The sequence below is a fragment of the Sphingomicrobium astaxanthinifaciens genome (assembly GCF_022865105.1).
GTDB lineage: Bacteria > Pseudomonadota > Alphaproteobacteria > Sphingomonadales > Sphingomonadaceae > Sphingomicrobium > Sphingomicrobium astaxanthinifaciens.
In genome coordinates this window covers 1,243,526-1,257,693 of the sequence record NZ_JAKNYM010000002.1, presented here as the reverse complement: position 1 = coordinate 1,257,693, position 14,168 = coordinate 1,243,526, and the positions used below count along the sequence as shown (strand labels likewise).

The window sequence follows — 14,168 nt, the reverse complement described above, 5'->3', positions numbered from 1 at the left end:
ACCTCGATGTCGCTCGACCTCACCCGCCGCGAGGCGCTCGCCGCCGGTACCTCCACCCTCGTGCTGGCGGGGTGCGCCGCGCCCCCGGCGCTCGCCCCGACGCGCGCGCTCGCGGCGGACGAGGTTCCCGCGCTGCTCGACCGCATCGCCGAGAACCTGTTGTGGCTCAAGCCCGAGGAAGCGACCACGCTGGGCATCGACGAGGGGTCGCGCGCGCCGCTCAAGTCGCGGCTCGAGGATCGCAGTCCCGCGGGCCGCGCCGCGCTCGAGGCGCGCATCGCCGCCGATCTTCGCAGCCTCGACGGTGTCGATCCCGATACGCTCGATGCCGACACGCGCACCAGCGTCGAGGTGGTGCGCTCGGCCTACGCCACCGCGCTCGAGGGGATGGCGCTGCCCTATGGCGACGCCACCGTCGGCAGCTGGCGCAACACCCCCTATGTCGTGATCCAGAATGTGGGCGCCTATCTCGACGTGCCCCGCTTCCTCGACAGCAGCCACACGGTCGAGACGCCGGCCGATGCCGAAGCCTATCTCGCGCGCCTCGAAAGCTTCGCCGAGCAATTGGACGGCGAGACGCTGCGGATGCGGATGGCGGCTGAGGACGAAGGGCTCGTCCCCCCCGACTTCCTCATCGACAAGGCGCTGCCGCAGATGCGCGCCGCGCGCGCCAACATGCTCGCCGAGGACGGCACGCTCGTCACCTCGCTCGCTCGCCGCGCCGACTTCGCGGGCGACTGGGCTGCCCGCGCCCATGCGATCGCCGCGCAGCAGGTCGCCCCCGCGATGCAGCGCCAGATCGCCGAGATGGAACGCCAGCGTCCCCTCGCCGCTAGCGCCCCCGGTATCGATGCGCGCCCCCACGGCAGCGACTTCTACGGCTGGGCCCTGAAGGCCGCGACCACCACCACCCTCTCGCCCGACGAAATCCACCAGCTCGGCTTCGACCGGCTCGACGAGATCTACGCCGAGATGGACACGATCCTGAAGGGTGTCGGCTACACCAGCGGCACGGTGGGCGAGCGGATGAAGGCGCTCGGCGAGGACCCCGACTATCTCTTCCCCAACACCGACGCGGGCCGCGAGCAGCTGCTCGCCTTCCTCGACGAGCGGCTCGAGATCATCCGTGCCGAGATGCCCAATGCCTTCGACACGCTGGCGCCGGGCAATGTAGAGATCCGCCGCCTGCCGCCCGAGGAAGAGCCGGGCGCGCCGGGCGCCTATGGCGGCGCGGGGTCGATCGACGGCAGCGTGCCGGGCAAGTTCTGGATAAACCTGCTCGACACCAGCATCCACCCCAAGTTCTCGCTCCCGAGCCTGCTCCACCACGAGGCGATCCCCGGCCATGTCTGGCAGGGCGAATATGCCAACCAGCTGCCGCTCATCCGCACGCTGCTCGCCTTCGGTGCCTATTCGGAAGGCTGGGCGCTCTATGCCGAGCAGCTCGCCGACGAACTCGGCGTCTACAAGGGCAACGAGGTCTTCAAGCTGGGCTATCTCCAGTCGATCGCCTTCCGCGCCTGTCGACTGGTCGTCGACACCGGCCTCCACGCCAAGGGCTGGGGCCGCGACCAGGCGGTGCAGTGGTTCCACGAGACCAATGGCAACCCGATCGCCGAAGTCGCCCCCGAGATCGACCGCTATTGTAGCTGGCCCGGGCAGGCGTGCAGCTACGAGGTGGGCCACATCGCCATCAACCGCGAACGCGACCGGGCCAAAGCGGAGATGGGCAGCGCTTACCGCTTCAAGGGCTTCAACGATGCGGTCATCAAGGGCGGCGACGTGCCGATGGATGTGCTCGCCAAGAACGTGAGCCGCTATATCGCGGCGGGCTGAGGCCGCGCGCGGCCCTTCATCTGCCCCCCCCCGCCATGGTAAGCGGCGGCACTCGAGGTGCGCGAGGAGGCCGAGATGATGGTGCGACGGATGCGAAATGCCTTGGCGCCCCTCGCCCTCCTGCCCGCATCGGCCATCGCCCAGACCGCCGCGCCGCAGCAGGACCTGGTGCGGCACGAGGTCGAGCTCGACGTCGGGGTGGAGGACGCCTGGGCCTATTTCACCGAAGCTGACAAGGTCGGCGCCTGGATGGCGCCGGTTGCCGCTGTCGACCTGCGTCCGGGGGGATCGATCCGAACCCATTACGATCCCTGCGCGCGCATCGGCGACCCGGGTACGATCACGCTCCGGATCGTCAACTACGTGCCCCGGCGCATGCTCACCCTCCAGTCCGATCTCGACGTGGCTCGCGAGGCCGACTGGATGAATGACACGGTCTATTCGGCGCGCGGCAATCTGTTCAACCTGATCGAGTTCCATCCCGAGGCTTCCGGGAGGACGCGGCTGGTGAGCTGGGGGCTGGGCTACGGATCGGGTCCGGCGTGGGACGCGATGAAGGCCTTCTTCATCGACGGCAACACATGGTCCTATGGGCAGCTGCGCAAGGCCATTTCGGGCCAGACGGTCTGGCCGGCATGCCCCGACACGCAGCGCTAGGGGCGCCGATTTGACACCCGCCCCCCCGGCTTGCGACAATGGCCCCTAAGGCTCCTGGAGCGGAGAACGCGTCTCCGCCCCCGACCCGGGCCAGTACCATCCCCGAACATCGAAGGATCATCATGACCACTGCACGCGAAGGTGACACCGTCACCATCGATTTCACCGTCAAGAAGGACGACGGGACCATTGTCGGCAACACCCAGCAGGACGGGCCGCAGACCATCACGCTCGGCGGGGGCGAGATCTTCCCGCCGATCGAGGCCGCGCTGACCGGCATGGAGGAAGGCGAACAGAAGACCGTCGAACTGGCCTGCGAGAACGGCTTCGGCCCGCGCCGCCCCGAACTCATCATCGACATCCCGCGCGCCAACCTGCCCGCCGAGATGGCACCCCAGCCCGGCATGGGGCTGCAGGCGCAGGCGCCGACCGGGCAGCCGATCAACCTCGTCATCATCGAGGTCGGCGACGACAGCGTGAAGGCCGACGGCAACCACCCGCTCGCGGGCGAGACGCTGACCTTCGACATCACGCTGCGCGAAGTGAAGGCCGCCGCCTAAGGCATTCGATCAACCGGAAAAAGAAGGCCCGCCCGTCGTCGCTGACGGGCGGGCCTTTTTGATGCGCCGCGCCTAGGGCAGCGGCGCGAGGTCGGGGACGACGAACCCGCGCCGCGCCGCCACGCTCGACAACCGCTCCTCGCTATAGAAACGGCGCGGCCAGTCGCGCCGTCCCATGTCGGACTGGAGCAGCCCGTTGACCGTTTCGGCAAGGCTCGCCCCCTCGCCCGTCGTGGCCAGATAGTGCCGGATGCCCGCGAGGAAGACCTTGGTGATCGTGTCGTGATAGCCCTGACTGTCGTCATTCACCCCGCCCACGCTCTCGTTGAAGCGGCGAATAAGCCCGGGTAGCTCAGCGTCGAGGTCGAGGTCGCGGCGCCGCAGGAGCAGATAGGTGGTCGCCGCCAGATGCGCCTCGTGCGTCCAGTCCTCGCGCGCGAGGTCGCGGGCGACCAGTCCCTCCCCCAACCGCTCGATCTCGGCATCGCCCGCGAACAGGCGCGGCGCGTCGTCGCTCATCATCGTCTCCACCAAGGGAAGAGGCCCGGCGGATCGCTCCACCGGGCCTCTCGCTCTCCTGACGGGGTCGGTCGGTGACCTACACCGTCGCCTTTACCGGACCCGCCTCGCGGACACCCTGGTCCACATGGTCGGCGAATTCGGCGAAATTCTCGTTGAACAGGTCGACCAGCTTGGCCGCGGTGGCGTCATAGGCCTCCTTGTCGGCCCAGGTCGAGCGCGGGTCGAGGATGGCGCTGTCCACGCCCGGCACCGCGATCGGCACCGCGAAGCCGAAATTGGGATCCTTGCGGAAGTCGGCGTCGTTGAGCGACCCGTCGAGCGCGGCGTCGAGCAGCGCGCGGGTGGCCTTGATCGGCATGCGGTTGCCGACGCCATATTTGCCGCCCGTCCAGCCGGTGTTGACCAGCCAGCAATCGACCTTGCCCTCGGCGATCCGCTTCTTGAGCAGGTTGCCGTAGACGGTCGGGTGGCGCGGCATGAAGGGCGCGCCGAAGCAGGTGCTGAAGGTCGCTTCGGGCTCGGTCACGCCGATCTCGGTGCCCGCGACCTTGGCGGTGTAACCCGACAGGAAGTGGTACATCGCCTGGTCGGGGGTGAGCTTGGCGATCGGGGGCAGCACGCCGAAGGCATCGGCGGTCAGCATGATGATGTTCTGCGGGACCGGGCCGAGATTATCCTGCGAGGTATTGGGAATGTAATCGATCGGATAGGCACCGCGGCTGTTCTCGGCGAGGCTGTTGTCGTCGAGGTCGAGTTCGCGGGTGACCGGGTCCATCACGACATTCTCGAGCACGGTGCCGAACTTCTTGGTGGTGGCGTAGATCTCGGGCTCGGCCTCTTCCGACAGGCGGATCATCTTGGCATAGCAGCCGCCCTCGAAGTTGAAGACCGCGCTGTCCGACCAGCCATGCTCATCGTCGCCGATGAGCGTGCGCTTGGGGTCGGCCGACAGCGTCGTCTTGCCGGTGCCCGACAGGCCGAAGAAGATGGCGGTGTCGCCCTGCGCGCCGATATTGGCCGAGCAGTGCATCGGCATGATGCCGTCCTCGGGCAGCAGGAAGTTCAACAGCCCGAACACCGACTTCTTCATCTCGCCGCCATATTCGGTGCCGCCGATGAGGATCAGCTTTTCCTTGAGGCTGACCGCGATCACGGTCTCGCTGCGGCAGCCATGGCGCTCGGGGTCGGCGCGGAAGCTGGGCAGGTCGATGATCGTATATTCGGGGGTGAAGCCGGGAAGCTCGTCGCTCTCGGGACGCACCAGCATCGTGCGGATGAACAAATTGTGCCAGGCATATTCGTTAATGACGCGGACCTTGACGCGATGCTCGGGCTGCGACCCGCCATAGAGGTCGGCGACGAACAGTTCGTCCTTGTCCTTCAAGGCCGCCTTGAAGTCGGCGAGCAGGTTGGCGAAATGCTCCTCGCTCATCGACTTGTTGGTCTTGCCCCACCAGACGGTGTCGGCCGAAACGCTGTCCTTGACGATGAACTTGTCCTTGGCCGACCGGCCGGTGTGCTTGCCCGTCTCGACCACCAGCGGACCGTGCTTGGCGAGCTTGCCCTCGTCGCGGGCGAGCGCCTGCTCGACCAGCGGCGCGGTGGTGAGGTTCCAATGGATCGATGCACTGGTGGCAAATCCCTGATCGTCGAGCTGGTGCTTCGGCGTCCGGTCAGTCACTTGATTTCCTTTCAACTTTTGCAGTCGGCGACGCCGTCCCGGCCGCCGCATACGCGTGCAGCCGCCTACTGGCACCATCACCCCGACGGGTCTAGGCTGTGAACGTTCACGCGCCGAAGAATCTTGTGTTCCCGTCGCGAAACCGCCAAGGCCGATGACAATGACGCAGATGATCGCGCTCGTTGACGACGACCGGAATATCCTCACTTCCGTGTCGATCGCCCTCCAGGCCGAGGGGTTCGGGACCCGCGTCTATTCCGACGGCGCCGCGGCGCTGCGGGCCTTTGCCGAGAACCCGCCCGACCTCGGCGTGTTCGACATCAAGATGCCGCAGATGGACGGGCTCGAACTGCTGCGCCGCGTGCGCGCCGCCGAGCCCCCGCTCAGCATCATGCCGGTGATCTTCCTGACCTCAAAGGATGACGAGCTCGACGAGGCCGAGGGGCTCGGCGCAGGCGCCGACGACTATATCACCAAGCCTTTCTCGCAGCGGCTGCTGATCGCGCGCATCCGCGCGCTCCTGCGGCGACAGGAGCTGGCGCGCGGCAACGGCGAGCAGGGCGGCGAGGACGACGCCGGCGCGCTCGTCCGGCGCGGGCGGCTCGAAATGGACCCGGCCCGCCACAAGGTGAGCTGGGACGGCGAGCCGGTGACGCTGACGGTGACCGAATTCCTCATCCTCGACAGCCTCGCGCAGCGCCCCGGGGTGGTGAAGTCGCGCAACCAGCTGCTCGACGCCGCCTACCAGGACGATGTCTTCGTCGACGATCGCACGATCGACAGCCACATCAAGCGGATCCGCCGCAAGTTTCGCGCGATCGACGGCAGCTTCGACGCGATCGAGACGCTCTACGGGGTCGGATACCGGTTCGGCGAGGAATGATCGCGCCGCCCTTCACCGGATCGAGCAGGCGGGCCCGCGGCGATGTCCCCGCCTTCTGGCGCTACTGGACGCTCGTTCACCGTATCCTCGCGGTCAACATCCTGCCGATCCTCATCGTCGCGCTCGGCATCCTGTGGCTCGACGCCTATCGCACGCAGCTGCGCGAGGAACGGGTCGACAGCCTCGCCAAGGACGCTGCCGCCGCGGCACTGGCGAGCGCGCGGGTGCCGCAGCAGCAACGGCTCGACCTGCTCGCCGCGCTCGGCTCGGCGGAGGGCGCGCGGCTGCGCATCTACGGTCCCGACGGTCGCCTCGTCGCCGACAGCTGGGAGGGCGGCGCGCCCACCTACGAACTGCAGGATCCCGCCACCCAGCGCTGGACCAAGAAGGCGGCGCGGGTGATCGACCGCGGGTTCAACGCGCTCGTCGCCGCGCCGCCGATCGAGCCCTTCGCCGAACCCGCCCGCGACGTGGCCGCGGCGTGGCCCGAGATTGCCGCCGCCAGGGCCCGCGGCGAGGTGGTCACGCGGGTGCGCGAGGCGCCCGACCGCACCCCCGTCTTCTCCGCCGCCGTCCCGACCCCGCGCGGCGGCAGCCTGCTCGCCACCATCAACGACCGCGACTATACCGACCGGGTCCGGCGCGAGCGCTCGACGCTCGCCATCCTCCTGTCTTTCGCGCTGGCGATCGGGATCGGCCTGTCGCTGTTCCTCGCGCGCACGATCGCGCGGCCGCTGCGCCGGATCGCGCTCGCCGCGCACCGTGTGCGCACCGGGCGCGCCCGGCAGGTCAACGTGCCGCGGCTGCCGCGCCGCCACGACGAGGTTGGCGCGCTCGCGCGCGCGGTCAGCGACATGTCGGGCGCGCTCCAGGAACGGATCGACAAGATCGAGGCCTTCGCCGCCGATGTCAGCCACGAGCTGAAGAACCCCCTCGCCTCGCTGCGTAGCGCGGTCGACAGCCTCGAGCGGGTCGAGGATGCCAAGGTGCGCCACCGACTGCTCGATGTCGTCCGGCAGGACGTCAACCGGCTCGACCGGCTGATCAGCGACATCGCCGAGGCAGCGCGGACCGACGCCGAGCTCACCCGGGCCCAGCTCGAGCCGGTGCCGCTCGACGAATTGGCGCGCCAGCTGATCCGCGCGTGGGAGGAGCGGCGCGAGACGGGCAACGCGCGCTTCTCGCTGACCACGCAGGGCAGCGGCCCCTTCCTCGTCTTCGGCGAACCGACCCGGCTCGCCCGCGCGATCGACAATCTGATCGACAATGCGGTCAGCTTCTCGCCGCCCCGGGGCTGCATCGCGATCACGCTGGTGCGCCACGGCGGAATGATCCGCCTGACCATCACCGACGAGGGACCGGGCGTGCCCGAGGACGAACGCGACGCGATCTTCCACCGGTTCCACTCGCACCGCCCCGACACGCGCGAGTTCGGGCGCCATTCGGGGCTCGGACTGGCTATTGCGCGCGCGATCGTGGAGGGCCATGACGGGGACATCATGGTGTGCGATCGCGACGACGGCGCCGAGGGCGCCTGCTTCACCATCCTCCTGCCGGGGTGGGACGGCGCATGAGGAACGGGTCGAGCGACATCGTCCACGCCACGAGCGTGGCGATCCACGGCAACGCCGTGCTGTTCCTCGGCGCCTCGGGGTCAGGCAAGTCGGACCTCGCGCTGCGGCTCATCGACCGCGGGCACCAGCTGATCGCCGATGATCGGACCATCGTCCACCTCGATCACGACGCGCTCCACGCCTCGCCCCCGCCGACGATCGCGGGCAAGCTCGAGGCCCGCGGGGTCGGCATCCTCGACCTGCCCCATGTCGCCGACGTCCCCGTCGCGCTGGCGATCGGGCTCGACAGCCCGATCGAACGATTCCCCCTCGACGAAAAGGAAATGACCTTGCTCGGTTGTCGCGTCCCGCTCCTTGCCCTCGATGCGCGCGCCCCCTCGGCGCCGATCCTCGTCGAACAGGCGCTGCGCCGCGAGGTCGGCCAATGACCCCCGCCCCCGCGCCACGCCGCCGCCGCCGGCTGCTCGTCGTCACCGGCATGTCGGGGGCGGGCAAGTCGACCGCGCTCGACACGCTCGAGGACTGGGGCTGGGACATCGTCGACAACCTGCCGGTGGCGATGCTCGAACCCTATGTCGCGCAGGACGTGGGCGCCGACCCGCCGCCGATGGCGGTGGGGATCGACATGCGCAGCCGCGGTTTCTCGACCGACGCGCTGCTCGAGACGCTCGACGGGCTCGAGGGGATCGAGGCCGAACTGCTGTTCCTCGATTGCGATTCGACCGAGCTGGCGCGACGCTACGACGAGACCCGGCGGCGCCACCCGCTCGCCGACGACCGCCCGGCCGAGGACGGGATCTGGCTCGAGCGGCGGCTGCTCGCGGCGCTGCGCGAGCGCGCCGATGCGGTGATCGAGACGACCGCGACGAAGCCGGTCGAACTGCGCGAGGACCTGCGCAGCCGCTTTCGCGACGGAGCCGAGCGGCCGGTCATCACCGTCGCCAGCTTCGGCTTCGCGCGCGGAGTCGCGCGCACCGCCGACCTCACCTTCGACATGCGATTCCTCGACAATCCGCACTGGGTGCCCGAATTGAAACCGCTCACCGGGCGCGACGAAGCCGTGAAAACTCACGTTTCTGCCGATCCAGCCTATGGCCAGACCATGGACCGGATTGAAACATTGGTGGTTGACCTTATTCCGCGCTATTGGGAAGCGGGCAAACATTATCTGACGATCGCATTCGGCTGTACGGGGGGCCGACACCGTTCGGTGGCAGCGGCGGAAGACATGGCCATTCGCCTCAGGTCGAGGGGTCATGACGTGTCGATCAGGCATCGCGACCTTGCAGCGCAGCCCGACGACCGGTTCGAGAAGCGGAAGAAGGACAGAGCGGTTTCATGATCGGTTTGGTTTTGGTCACCCACGGCCGCCTGGCGACCGAGTTCATCACGGCGATGGAGCATGTCGTCGGCGAACAACAGGCGGTCGAGGGCATCTGTATCGGGCCCGAGGACGACATGGAGGCACGGCGCTCCGACATCGCCGAGGCGATCGCGCGCAACGACCAGGGCGAAGGGGTAATCATCCTCACCGACCTGTTCGGCGGCACCCCCTCCAACCTGGCGATCAGCCTGATGGGCGATGCCAATTGCGTCGAGGTGATCGCGGGGATCAACCTGCCGATGCTGATCCGGCTCGAGAGCGCGCGCAAGACGATGAGCGTGGCCGACGCGGTCGCCGCGGCGCGCGACGCGGGGCGCAAATATATCTCGGTCGCGTCCGAGATCCTCGGCGAAGCCGCCGCCTGAAGACCGTCATGACCGTTTCGAAGAAGATCAAGATTTCCAACCGTCGCGGGCTCCATGCACGCGCCTCGGCCAAGTTCGTCAACCTCGTCCACGAAATCGGCGACGGGGTGACGGTGGAGGTCGAGAAGGACGGCAACCGCGTCACCGGCAAGTCGATCATGGGGCTCATGATGCTCGGCGCCGCGATGGGCGATTGCATCACCATCCATGTCGAGGGCGCCAACGCCAAGCCCGCGCTCGACAAGCTGGCGGGGCTCGTCAAGGACCGCTTCTACGAGGATTGAGCTTGCGCGCGCGACGCCCTAGGGCGGTCGCATGCCGCGCGAAATCACCTCCTTCTCAAACAGCACCGTCAAGTTCCTGCGCAGCCTGCGCGACAAGAAGGCGCGCCGCGCCGAGGGGCTGTTCCTCGCCGAGGGGCTGCGCATCATCACCGAGGCGCGCGACGAAGGGCGGCTGCCCGAAGTGATCGCCTTCGGCCCGCAGGGCGCCGCGCACCCGCTCGCGCGCGAGATCATCGACGCCACCGAGGCGGCGGGCGGCGATGCGATCCTGACCACCCCCGACATCCTCTCGAAGATGAGCGGCAAGGACAATCCGCAGGCGCTGATCGCCGCCTATGCCCAGCCCGACACCGCGCTGTCTTCGCTCGACCGCGCGAAGGCCGATCTCTGGTTCGTCGGCGAGAAACTGCGCGATCCGGGCAATATCGGCACCATCCTGCGCACCGCCGACGCGGTCGGCGCGGGCGGGCTGATCCTCGTCGACGACTGCGCCGACCCCTTCGCGGTCGAGACGGTCCGCGCCTCGATGGGGGCGATCTTCACGCAGGCGATCGCGCAGGCGCGCTGGGACGAGTTCCTCGGCTGGCTGCGCAGCGGGCCGGGGCAGCTCGTCGGCACCAGCCTCCAGACCCGCCACGACTATCGCGACGCCCCCTACGCGGCGCCCTGCTTCCTGCTGATCGGCAACGAGAGCCAGGGGCTCCCCGCCGACTATGAGGCCGCCTGCGACCTGCTCGTGAAGATCCCGATGCACGGGCGCGCCGACAGCCTCAACGCCGCGATCGCGGCGGCGGTCACCGCCTTCGAGGTGCGCTCCTCGTGGAGGAACCGCTAGCTCGGGGGAATCGTTTCGGAGCCATGATGGCTGCCCCCCGTATCGTCTTGCTCGCCACCGCCGCGGCCGCGCTCGCCGCCTGCACGATGCCCTACGGGCCGCGCGATCCCTACCCGCCCTGCGATCGCTACGACCCCTACGCGGGCGCCGACCCCTATGGCTATCCGCCGCCGCCGCGCGGGCCCTATCCGCCGGACGATGACCGCTACGGCGCGCCCGCGGTCGATCCCTATCGCGCGGTCGGGACCGAGCCCTTCTGGAGCCTGACGCTCACCCCCGAGGGGATGCGCTTCGAAAATGCCGACGGGATGCGCGTCGCCGAACCCACCCCGCGCCTCCAGCGCGGGGTCGCCGGCGATCTCTATCGCGGCCGCCGGCTCGAGGTGAACATCGTCCACCGCGAATGTTCGGACGGCATGAGCGATCGGGTCTATCCCAACGAGGTGCAGGTGTGGGTCGACGGGCGCGGCTATCGCGGCTGCGGCGCGCCCGAGCGCTTCTTCCAGTCCGGCTGGGAGCAGCAGCGATATGACACCGAGCGCGATGCCCCCGCCGTGCCGCTCGCGCGCACCAACTGGCAGGTGACGCGGGTCAACGGCGTCGCCGTGCCCGCGCGCGATCATTACCTCAACTTTCTGCCCGACGCCTCGCTCGTCGCCAAGTTCGGGTGCAACGAGATGCGCGGGCGCTACCGGCTCGTCGGCGACCGGCTCGACCTGGGCGACGGGCTGGCGATGACGCGAATGGGGTGCGCCGACATGACGATGGAAACCCGCGCCACCAACATCCTGTCGCGCCCGGTGCGCGTCGCGCTCGAGCGCGACCGCCTGACCTTGTCGAACGAGCGCGGGCGGATCGACGCCGTGCGCGCCCGCTAGGAGAAGCTGCCATGATCCGCCTTGCCCCGCCCGCCCTCGCCGCGCTCCTGCTCACCGCCTGCGGCACCCCCTCGCGCGATCCCCATGCGGGGCAGGCGCCCTATGCGGGGCCGATTGAGGCCGGCCCGATGGTCGACGTGCGCTACGCCGCGGCAGGGCCCAACTGGCGGCTCACGATCGAGGGGCAGGCGATGAGCCTCGTCACCGATGGCGGCTTGCGCGCCACCGACCGGCTGCTCCGCTTCACCCCCGGCCATACCGACGGCGACACCTACCAGGGCGAGCGCATGACCCTCGTCGCGATGCACGGCCGCTGCACCATCGGCGAGCAAGGCGCGACCTACCCGCACCGCGTGACGGTCACCTTCGGCGACCAGGTCCTGCGCGGCTGCGGCCAGCGCAGCATCGTGCCCCCGAGCGGGCGCAGCGGCTAGCCGCTCAGGCCGAATTCTTCGCCTGCGCCTCATTGAGCCCGCCGACGAGCTTGGTGAGCCCGCGCGGCGCGACCTCGACCTGTCCCGTGCCGGGCAGCGTCTTGGCCGAGCCCGCGCCGAGGTCCTCGAACCGCTTGGCCTGCGTGAGCACCTGGCTCTCGAACGATCCGACCATCTTGTTGAAGGCATTGTTGGTGCGCGTCAGGTTGGTCTGCATCGAGACGATATGCTCGGCCAGCGTGGCGATGCGGCTGTGCAGTTCCTTGCCGAGCGCGGCGACCTGCCCGGCTTCCTTGGCCATCTTCTCCTGCCGCCACACGCTCGCGACCGTGCGCGCGATGGCGACGAGGTTGGTCGGGGTCGCGAGCAGCACCTTGCGCTCGAACGCCCAGTCCCACAGGCCGTTGTCCTGTTCGAGCGCGGCGGACAGGAAATGCTCGCCCGGCACGAACATGATGACATAGTCGGCGCTGTCCTCGAACTGCGACCAATAGGCTTTGGAACCAAGCTGTTGCGCGTGGTTCTTGAGGCTCGACAGATGCTGCTGCAGGTGCCCCTGCCGCTTGTCCTCGTCGGCTTCCTCGGCGGCATCGAGATAGGCGTTCAACGAGCATTTTGCGTCGATGATGAGCTGGCGCCCACCGGGCAGGTTGACCACCGCGTCGGGGCGCAGCTTGCCGTCCTCGCCGTCGACCGACACCTCGGTGCGATAGTCGATATGCTCGCTCAGCCCCGCCTGCTCGAGCACGTTCTCGAGCGTCTTCTCGCCCCAGCGTCCGCGCGCCTTGGGCTGCGCGCGCAGCGCATTGACGAGGTTTCGCGCCTCGTCGCGCACCAGCCCCTGCCCCTGCTTGACCTCCTCAACCACCGCCTTGAGCCCCTCATATTGGCCGAGGCGCTGTTTCTCGACGCTGTCGATCTTCTCGGCCTGCGCCTTGAGCAATTCTTTCAACGGCCCCACCAGCTGCGTCAGCTTGGCCTCCGACTGCTGGTCGGCTTCCTTGAAGCGGTGTTGCGCCTTCTCGAGGAAGTCCTTCTGCGCCTTGTCGAGCATCATGTCGCCGATCTCGCGAAACTGGGTGACGAGCTTGTCCTTGGTCGCCTCGAGGTCGCGGATGCGTTCATCGACGTGGCGCTTGTCGGCTTCGTAGGCGGCATTCTTCTGCATCGCCTCGTCGCGCTCGGCGGTCACCGCCTCGAGCAGCGTCCTGACCTCGTTCATGCGCTTGTTTTCCTCGAGATAGACCGCGCTGTCCTGCTCGGCCTTGGCGACCCGCTGGTTGAGGAAGTCATTCTGGTCGCGCAGCGCCTGCAGCCCGCGCTGCGAGAAATGCCAGCCGGCGGCCAGTCCGAGCCCGAGACAGATGACGGCGACGAGCGCGACGATCAGCGCATCCATGGTGAAATCCCCTTACCCCGGTACAAGCCAGGTCCCAGACCTAGCGTCTTTGCCGCCATATCCAAAACCCATTTCGGGTAAACCGCCGCGACGATAACCGCGCGCGCGCCATGGTCCCCTTGCCTCATGCCGCGCCGAGGGAACCAGCGCCCCGGTTGCATCGTCGGTGGCCTCGAACAGGAGGAAGGAAACCGATGTCGATCCGCAAGATGATCTCGCTGCACCCCGACGTGCAGGGCCACAACAACGAGCCGCTGGGCGATGCGGTGCATCACGCCATGTATTGCGCGATGATGTGCATGAGCTGCGCCGATGCCTGCTCGGCCGAGGAAATGGACATGACGCAGTGCGTGCGCTCCTGCTCGGACTGCTCCGACGTCTGCACCGCCACGGCCCGCCTCGGCGCCCGGCGCGCAGGCTCCAACGAGGCGGTGCTCAAGGAGATGCTCGAGTTGTGCGCGCGGGTCTGCGATGCCTGCGCGCGCGAATGCGAAGGCCATGACAATCCGCACTGCACCTTGTGCGCGCAGATCTGCCGCGAATGCGCCGAGGACTGCCGCAAGGCGGCGATGACGATCAGCGCCTAGAGCCCGTTGCGGCGCCGGTGCCGGCCCGCCCAGGCGACGACGGCCACGAGCAGGCTCGTCCCCACCGAGGCGGCGAGCATCGCCGTCGCGCATAGCATCAGAAAGACCATGCCGAAGACGTCGCCATGGCCATATTCCCCCCAATATCGGCGCGGGAAGAAGCCGATCGCGAGCAGCAGCGCGAGGCTCGCGATCGCGGCCGTGGCGGCGGCGAGGTAGGCGGGGCCGGGCGCGCCGCGATGGGCCTTCGGCAACAGGCCGAGCGCGACCAGCATCGGCACCAGCGCGA

General features: G+C 68.5%; 17 protein-coding genes. 13 read left to right on the top strand and 4 right to left on the bottom strand.

Annotated elements, in window-relative coordinates; translation table 11 throughout:
• Positions 1 to 6: 6 nt before the first annotated feature.
• The 3 genes from L8951_RS10375 to L8951_RS10365 all read left to right on the top strand — a co-directional run bounded on the left by L8951_RS10375 (position 7) and on the right by L8951_RS10365 (position 3,053).
• The gene (locus L8951_RS10375) at positions 7 to 1,836 is read left to right on the top strand and encodes a DUF885 domain-containing protein (RefSeq protein WP_244382985.1); all 1,830 of its coding nucleotides are present in this window, start codon (positions 7 to 9) and stop codon (positions 1,834 to 1,836) included.
• 102 nt (positions 1,837 to 1,938) lie between these two features.
• Positions 1,939 to 2,493: an SRPBCC family protein gene (locus L8951_RS10370; RefSeq protein WP_244382984.1), complete on the top strand. Its 555-nt coding sequence runs from the start codon at positions 1,939 to 1,941 to the stop codon at positions 2,491 to 2,493.
• Positions 2,494 to 2,615: 122 nt separating this feature from the next.
• Positions 2,616 to 3,053 (top strand): FKBP-type peptidyl-prolyl cis-trans isomerase, encoded by a 438-nt coding sequence (locus tag L8951_RS10365; protein ID WP_244382983.1) that lies wholly within the window; start codon positions 2,616 to 2,618, stop codon positions 3,051 to 3,053.
• A gap of 72 nt (positions 3,054 to 3,125) precedes the next feature.
• On the opposite strand, the gene L8951_RS10360 is transcribed toward L8951_RS10365, so the two are convergent.
• Together L8951_RS10360 and L8951_RS10355 are read right to left on the bottom strand one after the other, a co-directional pair.
• The gene (locus L8951_RS10360; protein WP_244382982.1) at positions 3,126 to 3,575 is read right to left on the bottom strand and encodes a hypothetical protein; all 450 of its coding nucleotides are present in this window, start codon (positions 3,573 to 3,575) and stop codon (positions 3,126 to 3,128) included.
• Between the two features lie 76 nt (positions 3,576 to 3,651).
• A complete protein-coding gene (locus L8951_RS10355; RefSeq protein ID WP_244382981.1) occupies positions 3,652 to 5,256 on the bottom strand; it encodes a phosphoenolpyruvate carboxykinase in 1,605 nt (534 codons plus the stop codon).
• A gap of 160 nt (positions 5,257 to 5,416) precedes the next feature.
• Between L8951_RS10355 and L8951_RS10350 the strand changes: the two genes are divergently transcribed.
• The 9 genes from L8951_RS10350 to L8951_RS10310 are packed head-to-tail and all read left to right on the top strand — an operon-like array spanning position 5,417 to position 11,893.
• A complete protein-coding gene (locus tag L8951_RS10350) occupies positions 5,417 to 6,139 on the top strand; it encodes a response regulator transcription factor (RefSeq protein ID WP_244382980.1) in 723 nt (240 codons plus the stop codon).
• Positions 6,136 to 7,713 (top strand): sensor histidine kinase, encoded by a 1,578-nt coding sequence (locus L8951_RS10345; RefSeq protein WP_244382979.1) that lies wholly within the window; start codon positions 6,136 to 6,138, stop codon positions 7,711 to 7,713. Before L8951_RS10350 ends, L8951_RS10345 begins: the two co-directional genes overlap by 4 nt.
• A complete protein-coding gene (locus tag L8951_RS10340) occupies positions 7,710 to 8,141 on the top strand; it encodes an HPr kinase/phosphorylase (RefSeq protein WP_244382978.1) in 432 nt (143 codons plus the stop codon). Before L8951_RS10345 ends, L8951_RS10340 begins: the two co-directional genes overlap by 4 nt.
• Entirely contained in the window at positions 8,138 to 9,055 is a 918-nt protein-coding gene (rapZ, locus tag L8951_RS10335) for an RNase adapter RapZ (protein WP_244382977.1), read from the top strand. Before L8951_RS10340 ends, rapZ begins: the two co-directional genes overlap by 4 nt.
• Positions 9,052 to 9,462: a PTS sugar transporter subunit IIA gene (locus L8951_RS10330; RefSeq protein ID WP_244382976.1), complete on the top strand. Its 411-nt coding sequence runs from the start codon at positions 9,052 to 9,054 to the stop codon at positions 9,460 to 9,462. Before rapZ ends, L8951_RS10330 begins: the two co-directional genes overlap by 4 nt.
• An 8-nt stretch (positions 9,463 to 9,470) precedes the next feature.
• On the top strand, positions 9,471 to 9,746 hold the full coding sequence (locus tag L8951_RS10325) for an HPr family phosphocarrier protein (protein ID WP_244382975.1): 276 nt from the start codon (positions 9,471 to 9,473) through the stop codon (positions 9,744 to 9,746).
• Positions 9,747 to 9,777: 31 nt separating this feature from the next.
• Positions 9,778 to 10,581: a TrmH family RNA methyltransferase gene (locus tag L8951_RS10320; RefSeq protein WP_244382974.1), complete on the top strand. Its 804-nt coding sequence runs from the start codon at positions 9,778 to 9,780 to the stop codon at positions 10,579 to 10,581.
• A 23-nt stretch (positions 10,582 to 10,604) separates the two neighbouring features.
• A complete protein-coding gene (locus L8951_RS10315; RefSeq protein WP_244382973.1) occupies positions 10,605 to 11,459 on the top strand; it encodes an META domain-containing protein in 855 nt (284 codons plus the stop codon).
• Positions 11,460 to 11,470: 11 nt separating this feature from the next.
• Complete coding sequence (locus L8951_RS10310) at positions 11,471 to 11,893, top strand: hypothetical protein (protein ID WP_244382972.1); 423 nt, start codon at positions 11,471 to 11,473, stop codon at positions 11,891 to 11,893.
• A gap of 4 nt (positions 11,894 to 11,897) precedes the next feature.
• Here L8951_RS10310 and L8951_RS10305 read toward each other — a convergent pair whose 3' ends face one another.
• Positions 11,898 to 13,292: a DNA recombination protein RmuC gene (locus L8951_RS10305; protein WP_244382971.1), complete on the bottom strand. Its 1,395-nt coding sequence runs from the start codon at positions 13,290 to 13,292 to the stop codon at positions 11,898 to 11,900.
• A 194-nt stretch (positions 13,293 to 13,486) separates the two neighbouring features.
• Here L8951_RS10305 and L8951_RS10300 point away from each other — a divergent pair, with 194 nt between their 5' ends.
• Positions 13,487 to 13,879: a four-helix bundle copper-binding protein gene (locus L8951_RS10300; RefSeq protein WP_244382970.1), complete on the top strand. Its 393-nt coding sequence runs from the start codon at positions 13,487 to 13,489 to the stop codon at positions 13,877 to 13,879.
• On the opposite strand, the gene L8951_RS10295 is transcribed toward L8951_RS10300, so the two are convergent.
• The gene (locus L8951_RS10295; RefSeq protein ID WP_244382969.1) at positions 13,876 to 14,154 is read right to left on the bottom strand and encodes a hypothetical protein; all 279 of its coding nucleotides are present in this window, start codon (positions 14,152 to 14,154) and stop codon (positions 13,876 to 13,878) included. The two genes, L8951_RS10300 and L8951_RS10295, sit on opposite strands and share 4 nt — an antisense overlap.
• Positions 14,155 to 14,168: the final 14 nt, after the last annotated feature.